The sequence below is a fragment of the Anaerococcus octavius genome, from assembly GCF_900445265.1.
In the GTDB taxonomy this organism is placed as follows: Bacteria; Bacillota; Clostridia; order Tissierellales; family Peptoniphilaceae; genus Anaerococcus; species Anaerococcus octavius.
In genome coordinates, this window is record NZ_UFTA01000002.1 from 627,960 (window position 1) to 644,147 (window position 16,188).

Genomic DNA, 16,188 nt, shown 5'->3' on the forward strand with positions numbered 1-16,188 from the left:
ATGTCTTCTTTAGTATTTTTCGCTGTAAGTATTATTATCGGAGTTTTTATATCATCTCTTAAAATCAAAACCATTATATTTACCAAGCGTGAGATCTAATATTTCAAATCATATGAATTAATAATGATATAATCATCAATTTGTTCTAAAGCTGTGAATAGTCTACTTCATAACCACTACTTTCAAGTACATCTTTTAAAGTTGATACTAAACTCTTGTTATCTTCTATTATTAGAATTTTAATTTAACCACCTACCTATCTCTTTATTATATTATAAGACATAATAGTCAAATTTCAGTCAATACTTTTACTAATACTAACATAATCAATAATGGTGTGAAAGAATGACTGTTTAAAATTTAATTTCATGCGTGAACTTATCATCTGTTCAACTCATTAAATTTATGTAATAAAATAGCACCTCATTTATAGGTGCTAAAGAAATTATTTATTATGATTTTTGTCATTTTAAAATATATTTTATATATAATAAGTTATATACCATTCTTATTTAAGATTGTGAATTATACATACTACTATAGTAATTACGATTCCTAATGTTCTATAGATTATTGCATTTGTATATTAAGTTCATATTTAGCTACTGATGAATAAGAAAAAATCTAGAAATTTTATAATAGCACAATATATCTAATCTATCTTATATCTATCAAATATATATTAAAATTTTTTGAAATTAAATCTATACCTAAATATTCCTATATAAAATTTTCTTTTAAATCATCTAAGTTTTCATCTTTTGCAAATATACTTTATGGAATATTTGAAAATATCATAGCAATAACTGATATGTCTGTAAAAACTTTTTAAAATATTTTCATAAAACTTACTTATTTATAATAATAAACAAAGAAATCAATACTTAATCAAATTTATTTTGAAACTATCTTTTATTCATTAAATAACACTTTAACATATACATTAATTTATAAAAATTATACATATATAAATATTTTTTGATAATAGTACTCTCTTATTACAAATTCAAGCAATTATATTCAAAAATTCAAATATAAAATCTAACCAATAAATAACATTTATAGTAACTGTTTTAGAAAATATAAAAAATATTTAATTGCTACTTTTTTAACAAAGCAATTGCTTCAACATGCTGGAGTCGACACTATGGATAAAAAGTTCATTTTTTCGTTTTCGCGAACATATCATTGACTTTTTTTAATGTTTTCCTCGTATTGGTAAACATATCATAGGGTTTTTTATACTAGTACGTATTTGGAAACATATCGAGTTTTATGTTTTTGATATATAATATACATTATATAATGTAGAATTTACTCATTTACAATATCCTTTTATTTTATCTGCATATTTGCTTAAAAGCTCTTTTGAATATACTTTACTTTGGTTAGATTCTCTCACTTCGTTCCAAAGAATTGCAGCAACTTTCATCTTATTAGAAAATTTATCACTACGTTCATCTAAGTTAAAATCTTTTACAAACTGGTTCCATTGGTTAGTAGAGTTATCATATTTTGCGTAATCAGAGTCTCCATTATATACATCAAGCATATCTTTAATTGTAAAATTTTTGTCGTTCTTTCTTTTTACTTTTCGCCAAGCTTCTGCCATAATTGCATTAAATTTAAATGGCTTAATTCCAGTTTGCTCTGAAAAATAGTCTCTAAATTTTTGATTGAATGAAAATCCACATTCTAGTAATGGAGTATTTAATGTTATATTATCAGTTATCTTTTTATTTTTATTCCTTGAAGATTTTTTTATTTTATTTCCCTTAAAATATTCTTCTATAATATAATTCAGTTCCTTTTTTGTTCCTCTATGTTCTAATCCAAGAGACTTACAAACTTTTGATAACTCCTCTCGATACCAATAATATCTGTTGAATTCTTCAAATGATTTTATATCTTTAAATTCAGGTCTACTTTCTAACATACACTTTCCCTCAATTCTCTTTTTTTCTATTCATTTGTCATCAATACTAGAGCGTCCGCCACAGCTTTCACATTAAACGAGTAAACACTAGCTATGTTTTATCGACATGTTCGTATGCAGAAACATATCCATGAACCTTTTAACAATTATCTCTGCCTATCGTTAAAAGGTTTCAAGCAAATAAACTTAGAGTTCTCACACTCCTAGATATTTAATATATATTTGACACGGATTCCACTCATCCCATAAAGTTGGAAAACATTCCAATTCTTTATATCCCATCGCGATATAAAAATGATTTGTAATATCATATTCTTTGTAGTGTCCCATCTGAACAGTTTTTACCTGTGAGTATGTGTAACCCATCTTCCTTGCCATAGCTTCGTATGCTTTGTTAAGTACCGAGCCAACTCCCATTCTATGGAATTTCTTTTTTATACCCATCACAAAAATCTCTGCACAATCCTTGCTGGTTGCGTTTAACACAATAAACCCAACAAGTTTATCATTAATATAACAAGCAAGAAAAGGCTTTTCCTGTGAATCTTGAATATATTCTTCTGTACTTTCTAGCATTCCAAACCATTCTTGAAGATCATACAATACTTCTCTCGATACAGATTCCTTTTCTAGTTTATTCTCAATTTCTTTTACTTTTATATTCAATCTAGTCCTCCACAAACTCTAATTTATTCTTGTCATCAATACTAGAGCCTCCGCCGTCGAATATTGCCAATCGAAGATCTTCAACAGACACTTCTCTTGGAGATTCTTGGCATGAGACCTACCGCTTTTTAACGTCGATTAACTGTGTTAATCTCGTGAAAGCATGGTTAGGGCTTCCACGTGTCTTGAGTGGACCGTGTGGATAAAATTTAGTATTTCTCAAAAGTCTCGTAAGTGTGAATAAATCCATTATATGTTAATACTGAAAAATACCAAGCAATACCGACTATTAGCATAAGACAGATTATTACAATATTTTTTACTATTTTTTTGATTTTTTCATAGCGAATTAATTTTACAACCTATTATAAAAATAAAATATCACCATTTATGAATTTCACCATTTATGTTAATTGCGAAAAAGATGTTATGGATGTAAATCTGAATAGTTAGCATGATTAGTATAATAATTACCCATAGAATTATGGGTTCATAATAGCTATATTTAGACTTTGCTTTGGAATTATTAATTAGTGAATTAGAAATAAATCTACTAAATAATTTGTATGCACCGTATCCTAAACCTGATCCAACTGTATTTGTAATTAAATCATTTACATCTGTAGTTCCAAAACCAAACATTTGAATAACTTCTATGGACAATGAAAATAAAAATCCAATAAGTAAAACTTTAGAAAAACAATTGTATTTCTTATAAAGTAGAGGTAGGAAAAATCCTAATGGAAGAAACAAAATTATATTTAAAATTGTATCTTTTGGGCCTCTAATCATATCTATAAATGGTATGAACGAAAATGTTGGAGAATAATTAGGTTTCAAGCAAATACCAGTTGTGGTTAAAACTCCAACAAGATAAAATGAAAATACAAAAGTCAAAATTATACGTTCTTTATTTTGATTATTTCTATATATTTTTAAAACTATAAAATATAATATTAATATTAAAACAGTAGGCATAAAGCCACTTATTACGTGACTAAAAACAAAATCCCAATCCATTCAAATAACTTCCTCTCTTTTATGAAAACATTATATTACTATTAATAGTTTTTATATTATTAAGCGCTAAATTTCAAGCGCAACGCTTATTTCAAAGTTGCAAAAAGAATCATAAATTAGTACAGCAGTTTTACTCATTTTTCCTCCAATTATCTTATAAAATTTTTTCTTGCATTAGTAGTATTTTTAAATAATTTTCTTTTTAATAAATAAATCATTTAACAATGGGCTTGAGTGGTCAATATGGATAAAATCAATATTTTCCAAAAGCTTCGAAAGTTGAAATATATTTATTCTCAATTATTTCTAAATTCTTCTAACATTTTATTGAGAACTAATGCATTTTCATATTCTTCAACGAATGCTCCCTCTTTATACTTAGGAAAATTCGGAATATTTGGCACTTGTAGATTTTTTAAATACTCTTTTCTATTATACCAATTATTCCTAATAAATTCTTTAAATTCCATACGCTCTTCTTCCGATTCAAATAATAGTACTACTTCAAAAAATTCCTGTCTAGAGAACCTATCACTGAAGGTTTCTTGAAAAAAGAAAAACTGATTTAATTTGTAAAGAAAAGTACTCTTCGTAAAATATCTATAAGAAAAATCCCAACTAAAGCTTTTGTTTTTGTCTAATGTAATTTCATCTATTTCAGGGCAAGGCGAGAAGTACCTACCCCCATCTAAAGCAACCCCACCTAATTCTTTCAATAATGTCTGATGATATTTAAATTTTATATCATACCAATGCGGCCTTGAATCTGTTTGAGAAAAAAGATAATATTCATATCCATTTCTTTCATCTCTAGCAATCTCATATTCTATAGTGAATTCTGGAAAATACTTATAATACTTCTGCATCTCACCATATGGACCATCATTCCAATTTTCATAGTCTTCAAGATAAATCTCAAATCTTTCTAGAACTGATTGAGTTAATCCAAATCGTTTTTTCCACAAATATTCAACTTTATCTAAATCTGCTGACCTATCTTTAGGCGTGTTAGTATCTTGAATTCTCGTATAAATGTAATTTGCTCTAATTTCCTGAAATTTATCTGTCAAATAATACGGAGTGTTATTGTCATTTAATATTACTATTACATCAATTGTTTTACCTAAAATTTGATAGCTTTTTACATATACAGTTGGTCTTAAACCACCAGAAAATTTCTTATCTTTTAGAAAATCAACGACATTTTGTGTATTTCTTCTTCCTTCATCTTCACTTACATCTCTAATGTTATAGTTGTCATCTTCATCGACTCCAATTATTATGAATGCATTCTTACTTTCCAAATTATTAGACATACAAATAACATCATGAAGTAAATCTTGCTTTCCTTTTTTATCAGATTTATACCATTCTTTTTTAAAATCCCAGTACCCACCTTCTTGCCTAAGATTTATCAATTCTAATATAACTTCTTGTTTAACCATAAATCTACTCCATTAATATTACATAATTGATTATATTATACCATTTCTAGACAAAGCAAAAACAGCCCAATATCTGAGCTGCCTACTTATTTATGATAATTTCTAACTTAGATTTAAATACAACTTTTAAATCTTCTTCATATACAACTATCTTATCTATAAGTTTTCTTACCAATTCTTCATCATAGAAATCTATTTCGAATTCTTGATTGTATAAAAACTCTTCTAATTCCATTAGTCTGCTTTGTTCATTCTTCTCTTCTGCCATTTCAAGAAGTATATTTTCTTTCTCATTCCTTAGCTCTTCCACCCTGTCTGCAAGGTCTGTATAGTTTTTCTTAGCATTAGCTACTTTTAAAAGCTCTTCTTGAACCTCAAGCATTTCTTTATCTATTTCTTCTATCTGCCTACTCCCATCACCTGTGATGACTTTTTCTATATTCTCTTTTATTATTTCTTTTAATTCACTGCTCTCATAAATAAGCTGATTGATGACTTCTACAACTGCTTCTTGTAGATCTTGGCTCTATATTTTTAAGTGTGGGATGCAAAGAAAAACAGAATAAACAAAAAGAGCAGCCTTTTAAGCTACTCTTGTAGAAAGTACAAAATGAGTTAATTATATTTTTTGTGTTTCCTCATACCAGCCTAAAAACTACTCTTACATCCATGTAGTTTTTTTGAGTCTTTTTGACGTATCCTTCTTCATCTTTTTCAAAGACAAAATGCTTATAAAACTGCTTAAAATGCAGGATTTCTAAATTTACATCTTTTGTATCAACGCTATAGTCTCCACATGTACCAAGACCACCCTGACGATAACGATACATTTGGAAGAGAGCCTCCACGCTCGTTGCACGATAGAAGTTGGCAAAAAAAATGATGTTTCCGGGTAAATGTCAATGCCCGTTCAATGGGCATATCCGCTACTTCTGCTGCTTCATCTCCATCATTGCATCAACAAACTGTTCCGGTAAGTCAGCATGAATATCGTGACTTGATTCATAACCAGATTTAAGCGTACTGTTTTTGATTAAAGTATGAACTTCTTCTGCATCTTTTTCGTCCATGGCAGATAGTAATATTCCTTTTTCATCATAATAGCTCGGCGCAGTTTCCTTTGAAGGCGCAACATGAAGAATGATTGTCGGACATTCTATTTCGCTCAACATCTTTTTCTGGTCAACTCCATAAAACCAGGAAAAATCGTAAAAAGTCTCCCCAAATCTTAAATCATAGTTTCCTGTTCCGTCCTGCATATTACGCGTTAAGAATATCATTCCATTCAGCCCGATTTCAGGAGGATAATACCAAACAATTGGCATTTTTCCACTATTTTCCCTGATTCTCTCGGAAAAAGGATTTTTGACTATAAAGTCCCAATTATCTTTTCCATCTTTATTGAAAAGTGATTTCATGTAAGTATGATCAAGATAATATCTCGTATAATTTTTCTCCACTTTTTGCGCAAGAAAATCATGGATTGTCTTAAACTCAAGATAAGAAAAAGTATTTTCTGCTCTAGCAGGCTCCGTAGAAAAGAAAGGTCCATCTTCAAGGAGAAGCCCTTTTACCTGTTCCTTTTCCTTTGCAGCTATTGCCGCTGATATTAAAGCTCCGGAAGAATGCCCCGAAAGAAATGTTTTATCACGGATTACATCTCTCATAAAATCAATCAAATCATCACGAATGGGAATAAGCTGATATTTGTCTGGATTTTTAGATGATTTCCCATGTCCGTAACAGTCTACTGCAAAGATGTGAAAATGATTTGAGAGTTTCGGTAAAACTTTTACATAATCTTCTTTCGATACCATCTGACCGTGAATTAGTAAAAGCGGCTCCCCATTATTAGGACCTTCTAAGTATGATATCTCACTGCCATCGGTCGCTTTGTATACTTTTTCTGTAAATCCTAACTGCTTCCCCTTTTTCTTCATAAACCGATCATTTCCATAATCAAAGTGAAGCGTTCGATATGCAAAACCCACTAGAATCACAACTATTACAATCAAAATAACCATAATAGTTTTTAATCGTTTCATACGTTTCATAATATCTTTCCTTTAATTGCCTGTAGCATCTCAGCCATTTTATCACCACTTATTAATGCTATTCCCTGATTTTGGTCACCCAGCAGGAGAATTGTGTCACCACTTTCTATATGGAACAAATTTCTTGCCTCTTTTGGAATTACAATCTGTCCTTTAGTGCCAACTTTTGCAGTCCATGCATAAAACCCCTGTTCGTTTTTCTCAGTTTTATTCTCATATTCCAAGTTGGTATGACTCTGTTTGCTTTTTTTCATATCTTTATCTCCTTGACATTCGGTATTCTTTGTTATACATTTCATACAAGTTATACCATGCGTTATTGCCTTGTCAAGTAGAAATATGTTAATACCACTCGACAATGCCGTAGCAATTTCATATGCTTTTTATGTTTAAAGTATTCCTACAAAAAATCACCCCGCCATTTCCTGACGAGGTGCCCTATTTTAATATATTCTTTTCATCCATCTCCTTTTATCGCAAGGCCTGATTTGAATTCCACAGCCTATTTCTCATCGTAAACCGTAATCTTTTCACTAAGTCGTCTGACCGTAAGTTCAGTGTATTCAGTAATCTACCTGACCCGTTTGTCGAGAAATATACAATTGCAAACAGTTTTATTGTCTGAATATCTCCAAAGCCACCTCCGACTACATTTCTGAAGTCTCAATACGTCAAAAAGCAGTTCCATAGTTACATTTCCGGAAGACAGAACTGTTTTTAAAAGATCTAAAAATGAGATTACGATGATGCACTTTTTCTTGGCAATACCATCAAAACCCGTTTATTTCAAGGCTTTTCTATACAGTTCAGTCCCTCACCTTGACATCAATACTACCGTCTCTACATCTGGTAGTTAGATTATATCTTATTTGTCTCTTATAACACAAAACAGCAACTTATATCTATTTTGTATTATAATTGTCTTCTCTAACAACTATTCTGATCATATAGTTTGAAGTTTCATATATTATTAATCTATAATGAGCAGCCTAATAGTATCCACCCTGCTCACTCCACATAAAATATCCATAGTGTCTACATACTCTGTTATAATCTACACTCTAACTGTTCCCACAAGGTATTTTTGAATAGAAAAATGGCTTTTAAGATTACTTTTAAAATCCTAAAAGCCACCTGTCTCAACAGTCTTCTAACCTCTTATTTTATTTCCTTGACATCAATACTATAGTCTCCACATGGCTTGAGTGGTCAGTATGGATAAATTTTGAAATTTTTCAAAAGCCTCGTATGTGGGAATATATTTATTCTCAATTATTTCTAAATTCTTTTAACATTTTATTTAAAACTAATGCGTTTTCATATTTTTCAACAAATGCTCCATTGTATTACCTAAAAGATATTTTAGAGTATCTTGTAAATCTTGTGCTGTTTCTTGTTAATATTCTTCAATTAACATCTTAGAGATTTTGTTTCTGATCGCTTTCTTATGGCATAAAAATTCCTCCTGATTAGTTTTTCTTAACCATAATCAGGAGGTTTCTATACACAGAATTTTACACAGTCTCAAATATCTAGTACTTCTACTATCTCTTCTCTTTTTTCTTTCATTATAATTTTTTTGATTACTTCTTCATCTAAGTATTTTGAGAAATCATCCAATTCAGATGTTACTTCAAATATTATATTATGATTTTCATCACTTAAATCAAAACTCGAGTCATATTTTGTTTTATCTGACCAATAATTCCAATTTATATCTGTCCTTTCATAATATACATAATTTTTTTTTGGAGTTACAAACACTCTTTTATTAATGAGTTTTTTTCCATCTTCTGCTTTAAACATTTCAGAATATAATTTTATTCCTTTGAATGCTTTATAATCACTAATAGAATCATTTGAAACATTTAATCTAATGTCTTCATACTTCATAAAATACCTCCTTATGTTAATCAATTTTACTATATTATCAACACCGATAAAGTAAATTAATTATTACAAGCTTATTATAATTTTTAAGCTTTAGAGAATCAACAACATTTTGAGTATTACTTCTTCCTTTATCTTTCCTGACATCTTTGATATTATACTTATCTTCTTCGTCAACACCTATTATCATGAAAGCATCTCTACTATCAGCCATGAAAATAATATCATGAAGCAAATCTTGCTTTCCTTTTTTATCAGATTTATACCTTTCTTTTTTTAATCCAAGTACTCAACTTCCCGCCTAAGATCTATCAATTCCAATATCACTTCTTGTTCAACCATACACCTACTCCATAAATCTCAACTAATTGTATTATACAATTTCCAAGGAAGAACAACAATCCTATCTTGACCTTAACCCCAAAATCCGGAATACGGATGGAGGGGTTCAGGTCAAGACTGCCGATATTTACCTCTCTGTTCCTTTGCTATGGTCTTTCTTGTTTGACTTAGTTTTGTCATCTGTCTTAAAGCTTTTTATTTGCCATAATATGGACTTTTTATCCTTATCTTGACTCTTTACTTGTTCTTTTGCTTTTAAGAGCTTAGAAGACAAAATACGGATATTTTTATGTTCCTTTCCGTTGTTGTCAATGCTTGTTTTTACTTGTCCAAATATTTTTACAAAATCTCCTTGTTTTAGGTTCTCTAAATCTTTTGTCTTATCTCCATAGGCTGAACAATTGGTATAAATTTTATTCCCATCGTCATCTTTTGAAACAAGAGAAAAGTTACTTACTTTAAACTTTTCTCCATTAGCATTTTCTCTTTCAAGATTTTCTACTTTTCCAGCTATATTACCCACGAGATTTATAAGATCATCTTTTTCTTCAATATCACTGACATTTTCAACAATCTTACCTTGTTCTTTCATATCATCAATCATATAGTCAAAATCATCACTTAGTAGACCTGTTGTGTCATTGTTCATATATAAAACGTATACTTCTTCAAGTGCCTTTTCATTAGTAACACCTTTTTCTATACTCACAAGTGCTTTTATAAAATCCTTGTAGTTATCATTCATCATTTCTTCTAAGTTTTCTCTAATATCTTTGTATTCCATAATTTCCTCCTTGTACTAAATAAGGAGAGCCTTTCGCTCTCCTCTATCTTTCTTGTCCTTTTTCACTTTTTTCTTGATTTTTATCTTTTTTTTCTTCTGATTTGAATTTTGATATTTGTCCTAATATTGATGGTTTCTCTTCCCTTGCGTGAAGATTATCCTCTACATCATAAGTTGATTCAAAGTAATCACTATCTTTAAAATCATTGTCATACCTATCTGGTATTCCATCATTATCAAGATCTTTTGCTAGTGGATCATAGAAGTTTCCGTCATCATCTATTTCTAAGCCTAAAGCTTGTTTTAAATCTTCTTCATCTACTGATACCAGATCATCAAAACTTGACATTTTTATGGCTTCAGTCATATCTTTAAGAGCTTGTGAATTAGATATATCTTCTTCTAGAAAAGATTCTGTTCTAATAGCAACATTATCTACATACTGAGTCCATGTTTTTTCTTCCAAATTTACCTCATATTGAATAGAGTGCTTACCATCTGGTGTTTCTGTATAGGCAAGTCCTATATGGCTTAAATCGGGATATAATTTGTCAAAGTCTTCATAGCTATTAGATTCTGAAAACTCATAGTTAGAATAATCAACTATCGCCCTTTTTAAATCTTCTAATAGTGGTGATTGGTTTTCTAATTCTTCCACTTCTCCCATATCTAAAAGTTTATTAATTTCAGCTAGTCTTAGTGTCTTATCCCTTAACTCATCTGCTTTTTCAAATGGCTTGGTCAATTCTACTTTGGCATTTTCTAAAGATTCTTTATAGTTTTCAAGGTTTTGATTTAACCTCTCAAGTCTTGAAGGCATTTTTTCAATTGCATTATCAAGCCTTGTTATATTAACATCAGTAGAGTTTGAAAACTCTCCAAAGTATTCTGCTTTTCCTAGTAGTTTAAAGGTGTGAGTATTAGTCATAAAGTTATATGAAACTTGTAAGTCTAAATTCCTATATTTACCAATAACCTTGCTATCATTTATCTTTACCTTTTTTATTTCTTCTAATAGCTTCCCTCCAGCTTCTTTCTTATCTAAAATTTTGTTTGTACCAAGACTAATTGAAGTGAATTTGTTATCTCCTTCTCCTAATTTCTCAACACTTACAATATCTTCTTTAACTGCTTGTATTTCCATTTCAGTTTTTAAAATACTTTGAGGATAATATTTATTTACCTTATCTTCAAGCTTATATTTATTAGATTTATAGTTTGCTTCCAGCATTTTTAGCTTTGTAACTTCGTTATCTAAATCCATTTTTTCTTTAATTAGAGGATTTCCAGTAGCTAAAGCCTTAATTTCTGAATAAGATAGACTTGCTTCATCAACATCTTCTGCAACTCTTACTGGAGTTTTTGAAGTCATAATTTGAGAAATGAATTTTTGCTTATTCTCTATTGTCTGCCATAAATAGGCATCAAAGGTATTTTCTGTTACATATCTAAAGATATTTACCTTATCATTTTCATTACCTTGACGAACAATTCTACCACTTCTTTGCTCTAGATCAGACGATCTCCATGGGACGTCTAAATCGTGTAAGGCTATTAATTTGTTCTGTACATTTGTACCTGCTCCCATTTTTTGAGTAGAGCCTAATAATACTCTTACTTCCCCTCTTCTTACCTTTGAGAACAATTCATCTTTTTGTTTGTCTGTATCTGCTTCGTGAATAAAGGCTATTTCCTCTTTTGGTATTCCCATATTCATTAGCTTATTTCTAATATCATCATAGATATTAAATTCTCCATCTCCTTTTGGTGTGGACATATCTGAAAACACTAATTGGGTCGATGAATTTTCTTTTGTCTTATCCCAGATCGAAAAGATATTTTTAACGCATACATTTACCTTTGAATTAGGATCATCGGGAAGTAGTGGATTTATTAATCTTTGGTCTAGGGCAAGTTTTTTACCATCATTTGTAATCTTTAGCATATTATCTTCTGTTGGATCGACTTGGTTATTTCTAACTGCATCCGCTCTTTCTGAAATAGCTTCTAATATTTCTTTTTGTTCCTCAGTAGGTTTTGTTTTAATAACTTCAAAATTTGCTTCAGGTACTGGTAAATTTAACATATCTGAAGTCTTTATATCTGCTACTTCTTTAAACATAGACATCAATTCTGGCAAATTATAGAACTTTGAAAATCTTGTCTTTTGCCTATATCCAGTTCCTTCTGGAGATAATTCAAAGGTGTTTTCTGTTTCTCCAAAAGTAGAATCCCAAGCGTCAAAATGTTCTAATCCTCTTGCCTTTAAATCGTCATATTGAAGGTATCTTTGCATAGTATAAAGCTCAGTCATTGAATTTGATATTGGTGTACCAGTAGCAAATACAACTCCCTTTCCATCTGTCATTTCATCCATATACCTACATTTCATATACATATCCGAAGACTTAAAGGCTTCACTCTGACCGATACCCGCAACATTTCTCATCTTTGTATGCAAGAATAAGTTTTTGTAATTATGAGCTTCATCTATAAATAACTTATCTACTCCTAGTTCTTCAAAGGTTATTACATCATCTTTTTTAAAGTCATCATTTAGTTTTTCAAGTCTTACCAAGAGTTTCTTCTTTGTCTTTTCCAGTTGTTTTACAGTGAAATTTTCTCCTCTATTTCTTTTGTTCTCATCAATAAAGGAAACTATATCATCTATTTGGTCTTGTATATGCCTTACCTGGTATTCCTTAGACATTGGTATTTTTTCAAATTGAGAGTGTCCTATGATGACCGCATCATATTCTCCCGTTGCAATCCTACCAATAAATCTTTTTCTATTTTTTGGTTGAAAGTCTTTTTTATCTGCCACCATAATGTTTGCTGACGGATATAATTGCATAAACTCTCTACCAATTTGAGTAGTTAGATGGTTAGGAACTACAAATAATGATTTACTTGCAAGTCCTAACTTTTTAGATTCCATAGCAGAAGCTACCATTTCAAAAGTTTTTCCTGCTCCTACTACATGGGCAAGTAGTGTGTTTCCGCCATAAAGAGTCCTTGCTATGGCGTTTTTCTGATGCTCTCTAAGTCTGATTTCAGTATTCATTCCATCAAAAGTTAAGTTAGAGCCATCAAGTTCTCTATTTCTAATTGAATTGAATTTTTCATTATAAATCTTCTCTAGCCTATATCTTCTATCAGGATCTTCAAATATCCAATTCTTAAATTCTTCTTTAATCAGTTCTTGCTTTTGACTTGCAAGCATAGTTTCTTTTTTATTTAATACAGAAGTCTTAGAACCATCATCATTTATTACTTGGTCAAATACTTTTGTATCTTTTAGATTAAGAGCATTTTCAATTAACTTATAGGCATTAACTCTACTTGTACCATAAGTCATGTTAGCAAGGTCATTAGTTGAGTCAACACTTTTACCTTCAATGTTCCATTCACTTGTATGTGGTGAAAACCTAACATTTATATTCCACCTATCATAACCTGGTGTTTTTAAAAGATTAAAAGTAAAGTCTTCTATATCTTTTTGAGGTATCCAAGTTGCTCCTAACCTTACATTTATATCAGAATCACTGAGTTCTTCAGGCATAACTTCCTGTAATTTTTCTCTTTGATATTTGAGCTTGCCTAACTCATTTAATAGTGTGTCTTTCTTTTCAGAAGGTGCTAAATCTATTACATTTTCAATTTCTCCGATATATGAATTGAGATAACCAATCTTTTCTCTGATATTACCACTTAAATATTCATCAGCCGATACATATGAAAAATGAAATGGATCGTCATTATTAAAGTTTTCAAAGGGCATTCTGTTATTTATTAGGTCTGTGTCCTTAATATCTAAAAATATCTCGCCCTCAAGCTCACCAATTAAAGTATCCCTATCTTTACTTGTGATAGATTCCATATATTCAAAATCTACATATCCTTTTTGTGAAACAGATAAGACTAAAGCTTCAAGGGAAGTATCTACATGGTCTACTACCCTTGCCTTTGTTATTGTTCTTTTTGAGAATATATCACTCTTAGCTTTGAAATTATTCTCATCATCAAGTATTTCTATTGATGATACCAAAGGAAAGTTTGAGTCTTCCTTTAAGGCTCTAGTGTTTGATAAGGAGTTAATAAAGCCATGTTTCTTTGAAAAGTTATCATAGACTTCATTTAACTTTGCTTGTGATTCTTTTATTTCCTCATCTGAAAAATCGTCCCTTTGCTTTTCTATTACATCTTTCAAAGCATTCATTATATCAAGATAATCTTTTATTTTTTCTTTATTTTTATCTGATATATTCTGCTTAATTAAGACTTAGTTTTCTCTTAGGTAGACCTCTTCATCAATAATAGTGTAGGAAAAATTCTTAACATCGTCTGTTGCTGGAAGACTTAATTCTTCATCTTCCAATAGTTCGACCTCTTCATATTTTGAATTTAAAGATATTTCCTTACTTGCAAAATCCATTAAGTCTTTTAACTTCTCATCTTCTCTTTCATCACAAGTTATAGTATTTCCAAATCTACCAGATACTTCTTTCATATCCCCTAATACCATCTGAGGATTATCTACAAAGTATTTATTATAAGTCAAACCCTTTTTATAAGTTGCTAGGTGTATCCAATCGTCATCTCTTTCTATAACTGAATCTCTCTTTTTTAAGAAAATAATATCTGAAGTAACTTCTGTACCAGCAAGTCCTTTAAATGTTGTATTAGGAAGCCTCATAGCTCCTAAAAATTCACATCTTGCATTAATATATTTTCTAACAGATTCATCTTTTTTATCCATAGTTCCAGATGATGTTATGAAGGCAATAATTCCACCATTCCTAACCTTATCTATTGACTTTGCAAAAAAATAATCGTGAATCAGAAAGTTATTTCTGTTATATTCACGATCGTTAACTTTAAAATCTCCAAAGGGAACATTTCCTATTACCAAGTCAAAGAAGTTATTTGAGAAGTTTGTTTCTTCAAAGGCTTTAATTTGAATATTGGCTTCGGGATAAAGTTCTCTTGCTATTCTTCCGCTTAGACTATCTTTTTCTACTCCATAGACTTTAGAGCTTCGTATTTCACTTGGCATATTACCAATGAAATTGCCGACCCCTGCAGACGGTTCAAGGATATTCCCAGTCTTAAATCCCATATCTGTTATGGTCTTATATATTCCATCCATTACCTCTCTAGGTGTATAAAACGATGTTAAGGTAGACTCTTTAGCATTCAAATATTCATCATTTGTTAAATTTTCTTTTAAAATATTTCTTGCTTCAAGCCATTGACCTCTCTTTTCTTCATCGAAGACATCGGCAAGACCACCCCAACCTAGATAGTCAGCAAGATAGGCTTGTTCATACTCTCTTGGACTCCTATTTTCATTTTCAAGTCTTTTTAGCATTTTAATAGCTTTGATATTTTTATCTAGCCTTTCTGATGGTGTTAGGTATTCTGAGTAGATATGATTTTTCAAGTCATAATTTCTAGCAAAACTTAGCCTTTCCTTATTAGGTTCATAGCCTAGATTTTTTAAATCTTTTTTACCCCTCAATAAATTTTCAGCTGAATTTCTTGGGACATTGTACCTATCCATCATTTGGTCAATTTCTGGATTGTAGTTATCAATAAAGCTTTCTTGTTCTACTTGTCTTTCAATTTGTTTTTCATATTCAGATAATTTGTATATCTCATAATTTCCACTATCTAAAAGGTCATCAATCTTTCTACTTTCTTCAAATGTTTCACCCTTATATAAGGGAATTTCTTCTCCATTAACTTCTACTTTAGTTTCTGTTTCAATTAAGTTAATTCCATCAAAGATATTCTCATCTTCTAAAATAAATTCTTTTCCAACCTTTACTGCTAGTTTTTCTGATGTTTGACTTAGATTTTCAAAGATTTCTTCAAGGTATGAATCGTTTCTATATGGAATTACTTCCGAACCCCTAAACATACCTCCCATATATTCCATATTATCTCTAATGGTTACAGTTTTAAGTCCTCCACTTAGTTCATCAAAATCTGTAATGGTAAAGTCCTTATCTTTATATCTAACCTGATCGCCTATCTTAAACTTAGGCT

11 protein-coding genes and 1 pseudogene are annotated in these 16,188 nt (G+C 30.3%); all 12 read right to left on the bottom strand.

What is annotated here, in order from left to right; genetic code table 11:
• Nucleotides 1-1,318: 1,318 nt before the first annotated feature.
• A complete protein-coding gene (locus tag DY249_RS03240; protein ID WP_115595163.1) occupies nucleotides 1,319-1,936 on the bottom strand; it encodes an SAP domain-containing protein in 618 nt (205 codons plus the stop codon).
• A 195-nt stretch (nucleotides 1,937-2,131) separates the two neighbouring features.
• Nucleotides 2,132-2,602 carry a GNAT family N-acetyltransferase gene (locus DY249_RS03245; protein WP_115595164.1) on the bottom strand — a complete coding sequence of 157 codons (471 nt, stop codon included), beginning with the start codon at nucleotides 2,600-2,602 and terminating at the stop codon, nucleotides 2,132-2,134.
• A gap of 381 nt (nucleotides 2,603-2,983) precedes the next feature.
• Entirely contained in the window at nucleotides 2,984-3,622 is a 639-nt protein-coding gene (locus DY249_RS03255; RefSeq protein ID WP_115595165.1) for a VanZ family protein, read from the bottom strand.
• Nucleotides 3,623-3,918: 296 nt separating this feature from the next.
• Nucleotides 3,919-5,067, bottom strand: coding sequence for an AlbA family DNA-binding domain-containing protein (locus DY249_RS03265; protein WP_115595166.1), 1,149 nt, complete (start codon nucleotides 5,065-5,067; stop codon nucleotides 3,919-3,921).
• Nucleotides 5,068-5,149: 82 nt separating this feature from the next.
• Complete coding sequence (locus tag DY249_RS03270) at nucleotides 5,150-5,449, bottom strand: hypothetical protein (RefSeq protein WP_245943499.1); 300 nt, start codon at nucleotides 5,447-5,449, stop codon at nucleotides 5,150-5,152.
• Nucleotides 5,450-5,705: 256 nt separating this feature from the next.
• A complete protein-coding gene (locus tag DY249_RS03275) occupies nucleotides 5,706-5,897 on the bottom strand; it encodes a hypothetical protein (protein WP_115595167.1) in 192 nt (63 codons plus the stop codon).
• Nucleotides 5,898-5,993: 96 nt separating this feature from the next.
• On the bottom strand, nucleotides 5,994-7,121 hold the full coding sequence (locus DY249_RS03280) for an alpha/beta fold hydrolase (RefSeq protein ID WP_245943500.1): 1,128 nt from the start codon (nucleotides 7,119-7,121) through the stop codon (nucleotides 5,994-5,996).
• Nucleotides 7,118-7,375 carry an AbrB/MazE/SpoVT family DNA-binding domain-containing protein gene (locus DY249_RS03285; RefSeq protein ID WP_115595168.1) on the bottom strand — a complete coding sequence of 86 codons (258 nt, stop codon included), beginning with the start codon at nucleotides 7,373-7,375 and terminating at the stop codon, nucleotides 7,118-7,120. Before DY249_RS03285 ends, DY249_RS03280 begins: the two co-directional genes overlap by 4 nt.
• A 1,270-nt stretch (nucleotides 7,376-8,645) precedes the next feature.
• Entirely contained in the window at nucleotides 8,646-9,014 is a 369-nt protein-coding gene (locus DY249_RS03290) for an EXLDI protein (RefSeq protein ID WP_115595169.1), read from the bottom strand.
• Nucleotides 9,015-9,051: 37 nt separating this feature from the next.
• Nucleotides 9,052-9,225: a hypothetical protein gene (locus DY249_RS09130; RefSeq protein ID WP_172540051.1), complete on the bottom strand. Its 174-nt coding sequence runs from the start codon at nucleotides 9,223-9,225 to the stop codon at nucleotides 9,052-9,054.
• Nucleotides 9,226-9,480: 255 nt separating this feature from the next.
• Complete coding sequence (locus tag DY249_RS03300; protein WP_115595171.1) at nucleotides 9,481-10,137, bottom strand: DNA-binding protein; 657 nt, start codon at nucleotides 10,135-10,137, stop codon at nucleotides 9,481-9,483.
• Nucleotides 10,138-10,180: 43 nt separating this feature from the next.
• A pseudogene (locus DY249_RS03305) lies at nucleotides 10,181-16,018 on the bottom strand (helicase-related protein); the annotation flags it as partial.
• Nucleotides 16,019-16,188: the final 170 nt, after the last annotated feature.

Coding starts and splice junctions, on each gene's coding strand:
- DY249_RS03240 (WP_115595163.1), bottom strand. CDS start 1,936: ATGTTAGAAAGTAGACCTGAATTTAAAGATATAAAATCATTTGAAGAA.
- DY249_RS03270 (WP_245943499.1), bottom strand. CDS start 5,449: ATGCTTGAGGTTCAAGAAGAGCTTTTAAAAGTAGCTAATGCTAAGAAA.
- DY249_RS03285 (WP_115595168.1), bottom strand. CDS start 7,375: ATGAAAAAAAGCAAACAGAGTCATACCAACTTGGAATATGAGAATAAA.
- DY249_RS03265 (WP_115595166.1), bottom strand. CDS start 5,067: ATGGTTAAACAAGAAGTTATATTAGAATTGATAAATCTTAGGCAAGAA.
- DY249_RS03275 (WP_115595167.1), bottom strand. CDS start 5,897: ATGTATCGTTATCGTCAGGGTGGTCTTGGTACATGTGGAGACTATAGC.
- DY249_RS03280 (WP_245943500.1), bottom strand. CDS start 7,121: ATGAAACGTATGAAACGATTAAAAACTATTATGGTTATTTTGATTGTA.
- DY249_RS09130 (WP_172540051.1), bottom strand. CDS start 9,225: ATGGCTGATAGTAGAGATGCTTTCATGATAATAGGTGTTGACGAAGAA.
- DY249_RS03290 (WP_115595169.1), bottom strand. CDS start 9,014: ATGAAGTATGAAGACATTAGATTAAATGTTTCAAATGATTCTATTAGT.
- DY249_RS03255 (WP_115595165.1), bottom strand. CDS start 3,622: ATGGATTGGGATTTTGTTTTTAGTCACGTAATAAGTGGCTTTATGCCT.
- DY249_RS03300 (WP_115595171.1), bottom strand. CDS start 10,137: ATGGAATACAAAGATATTAGAGAAAACTTAGAAGAAATGATGAATGAT.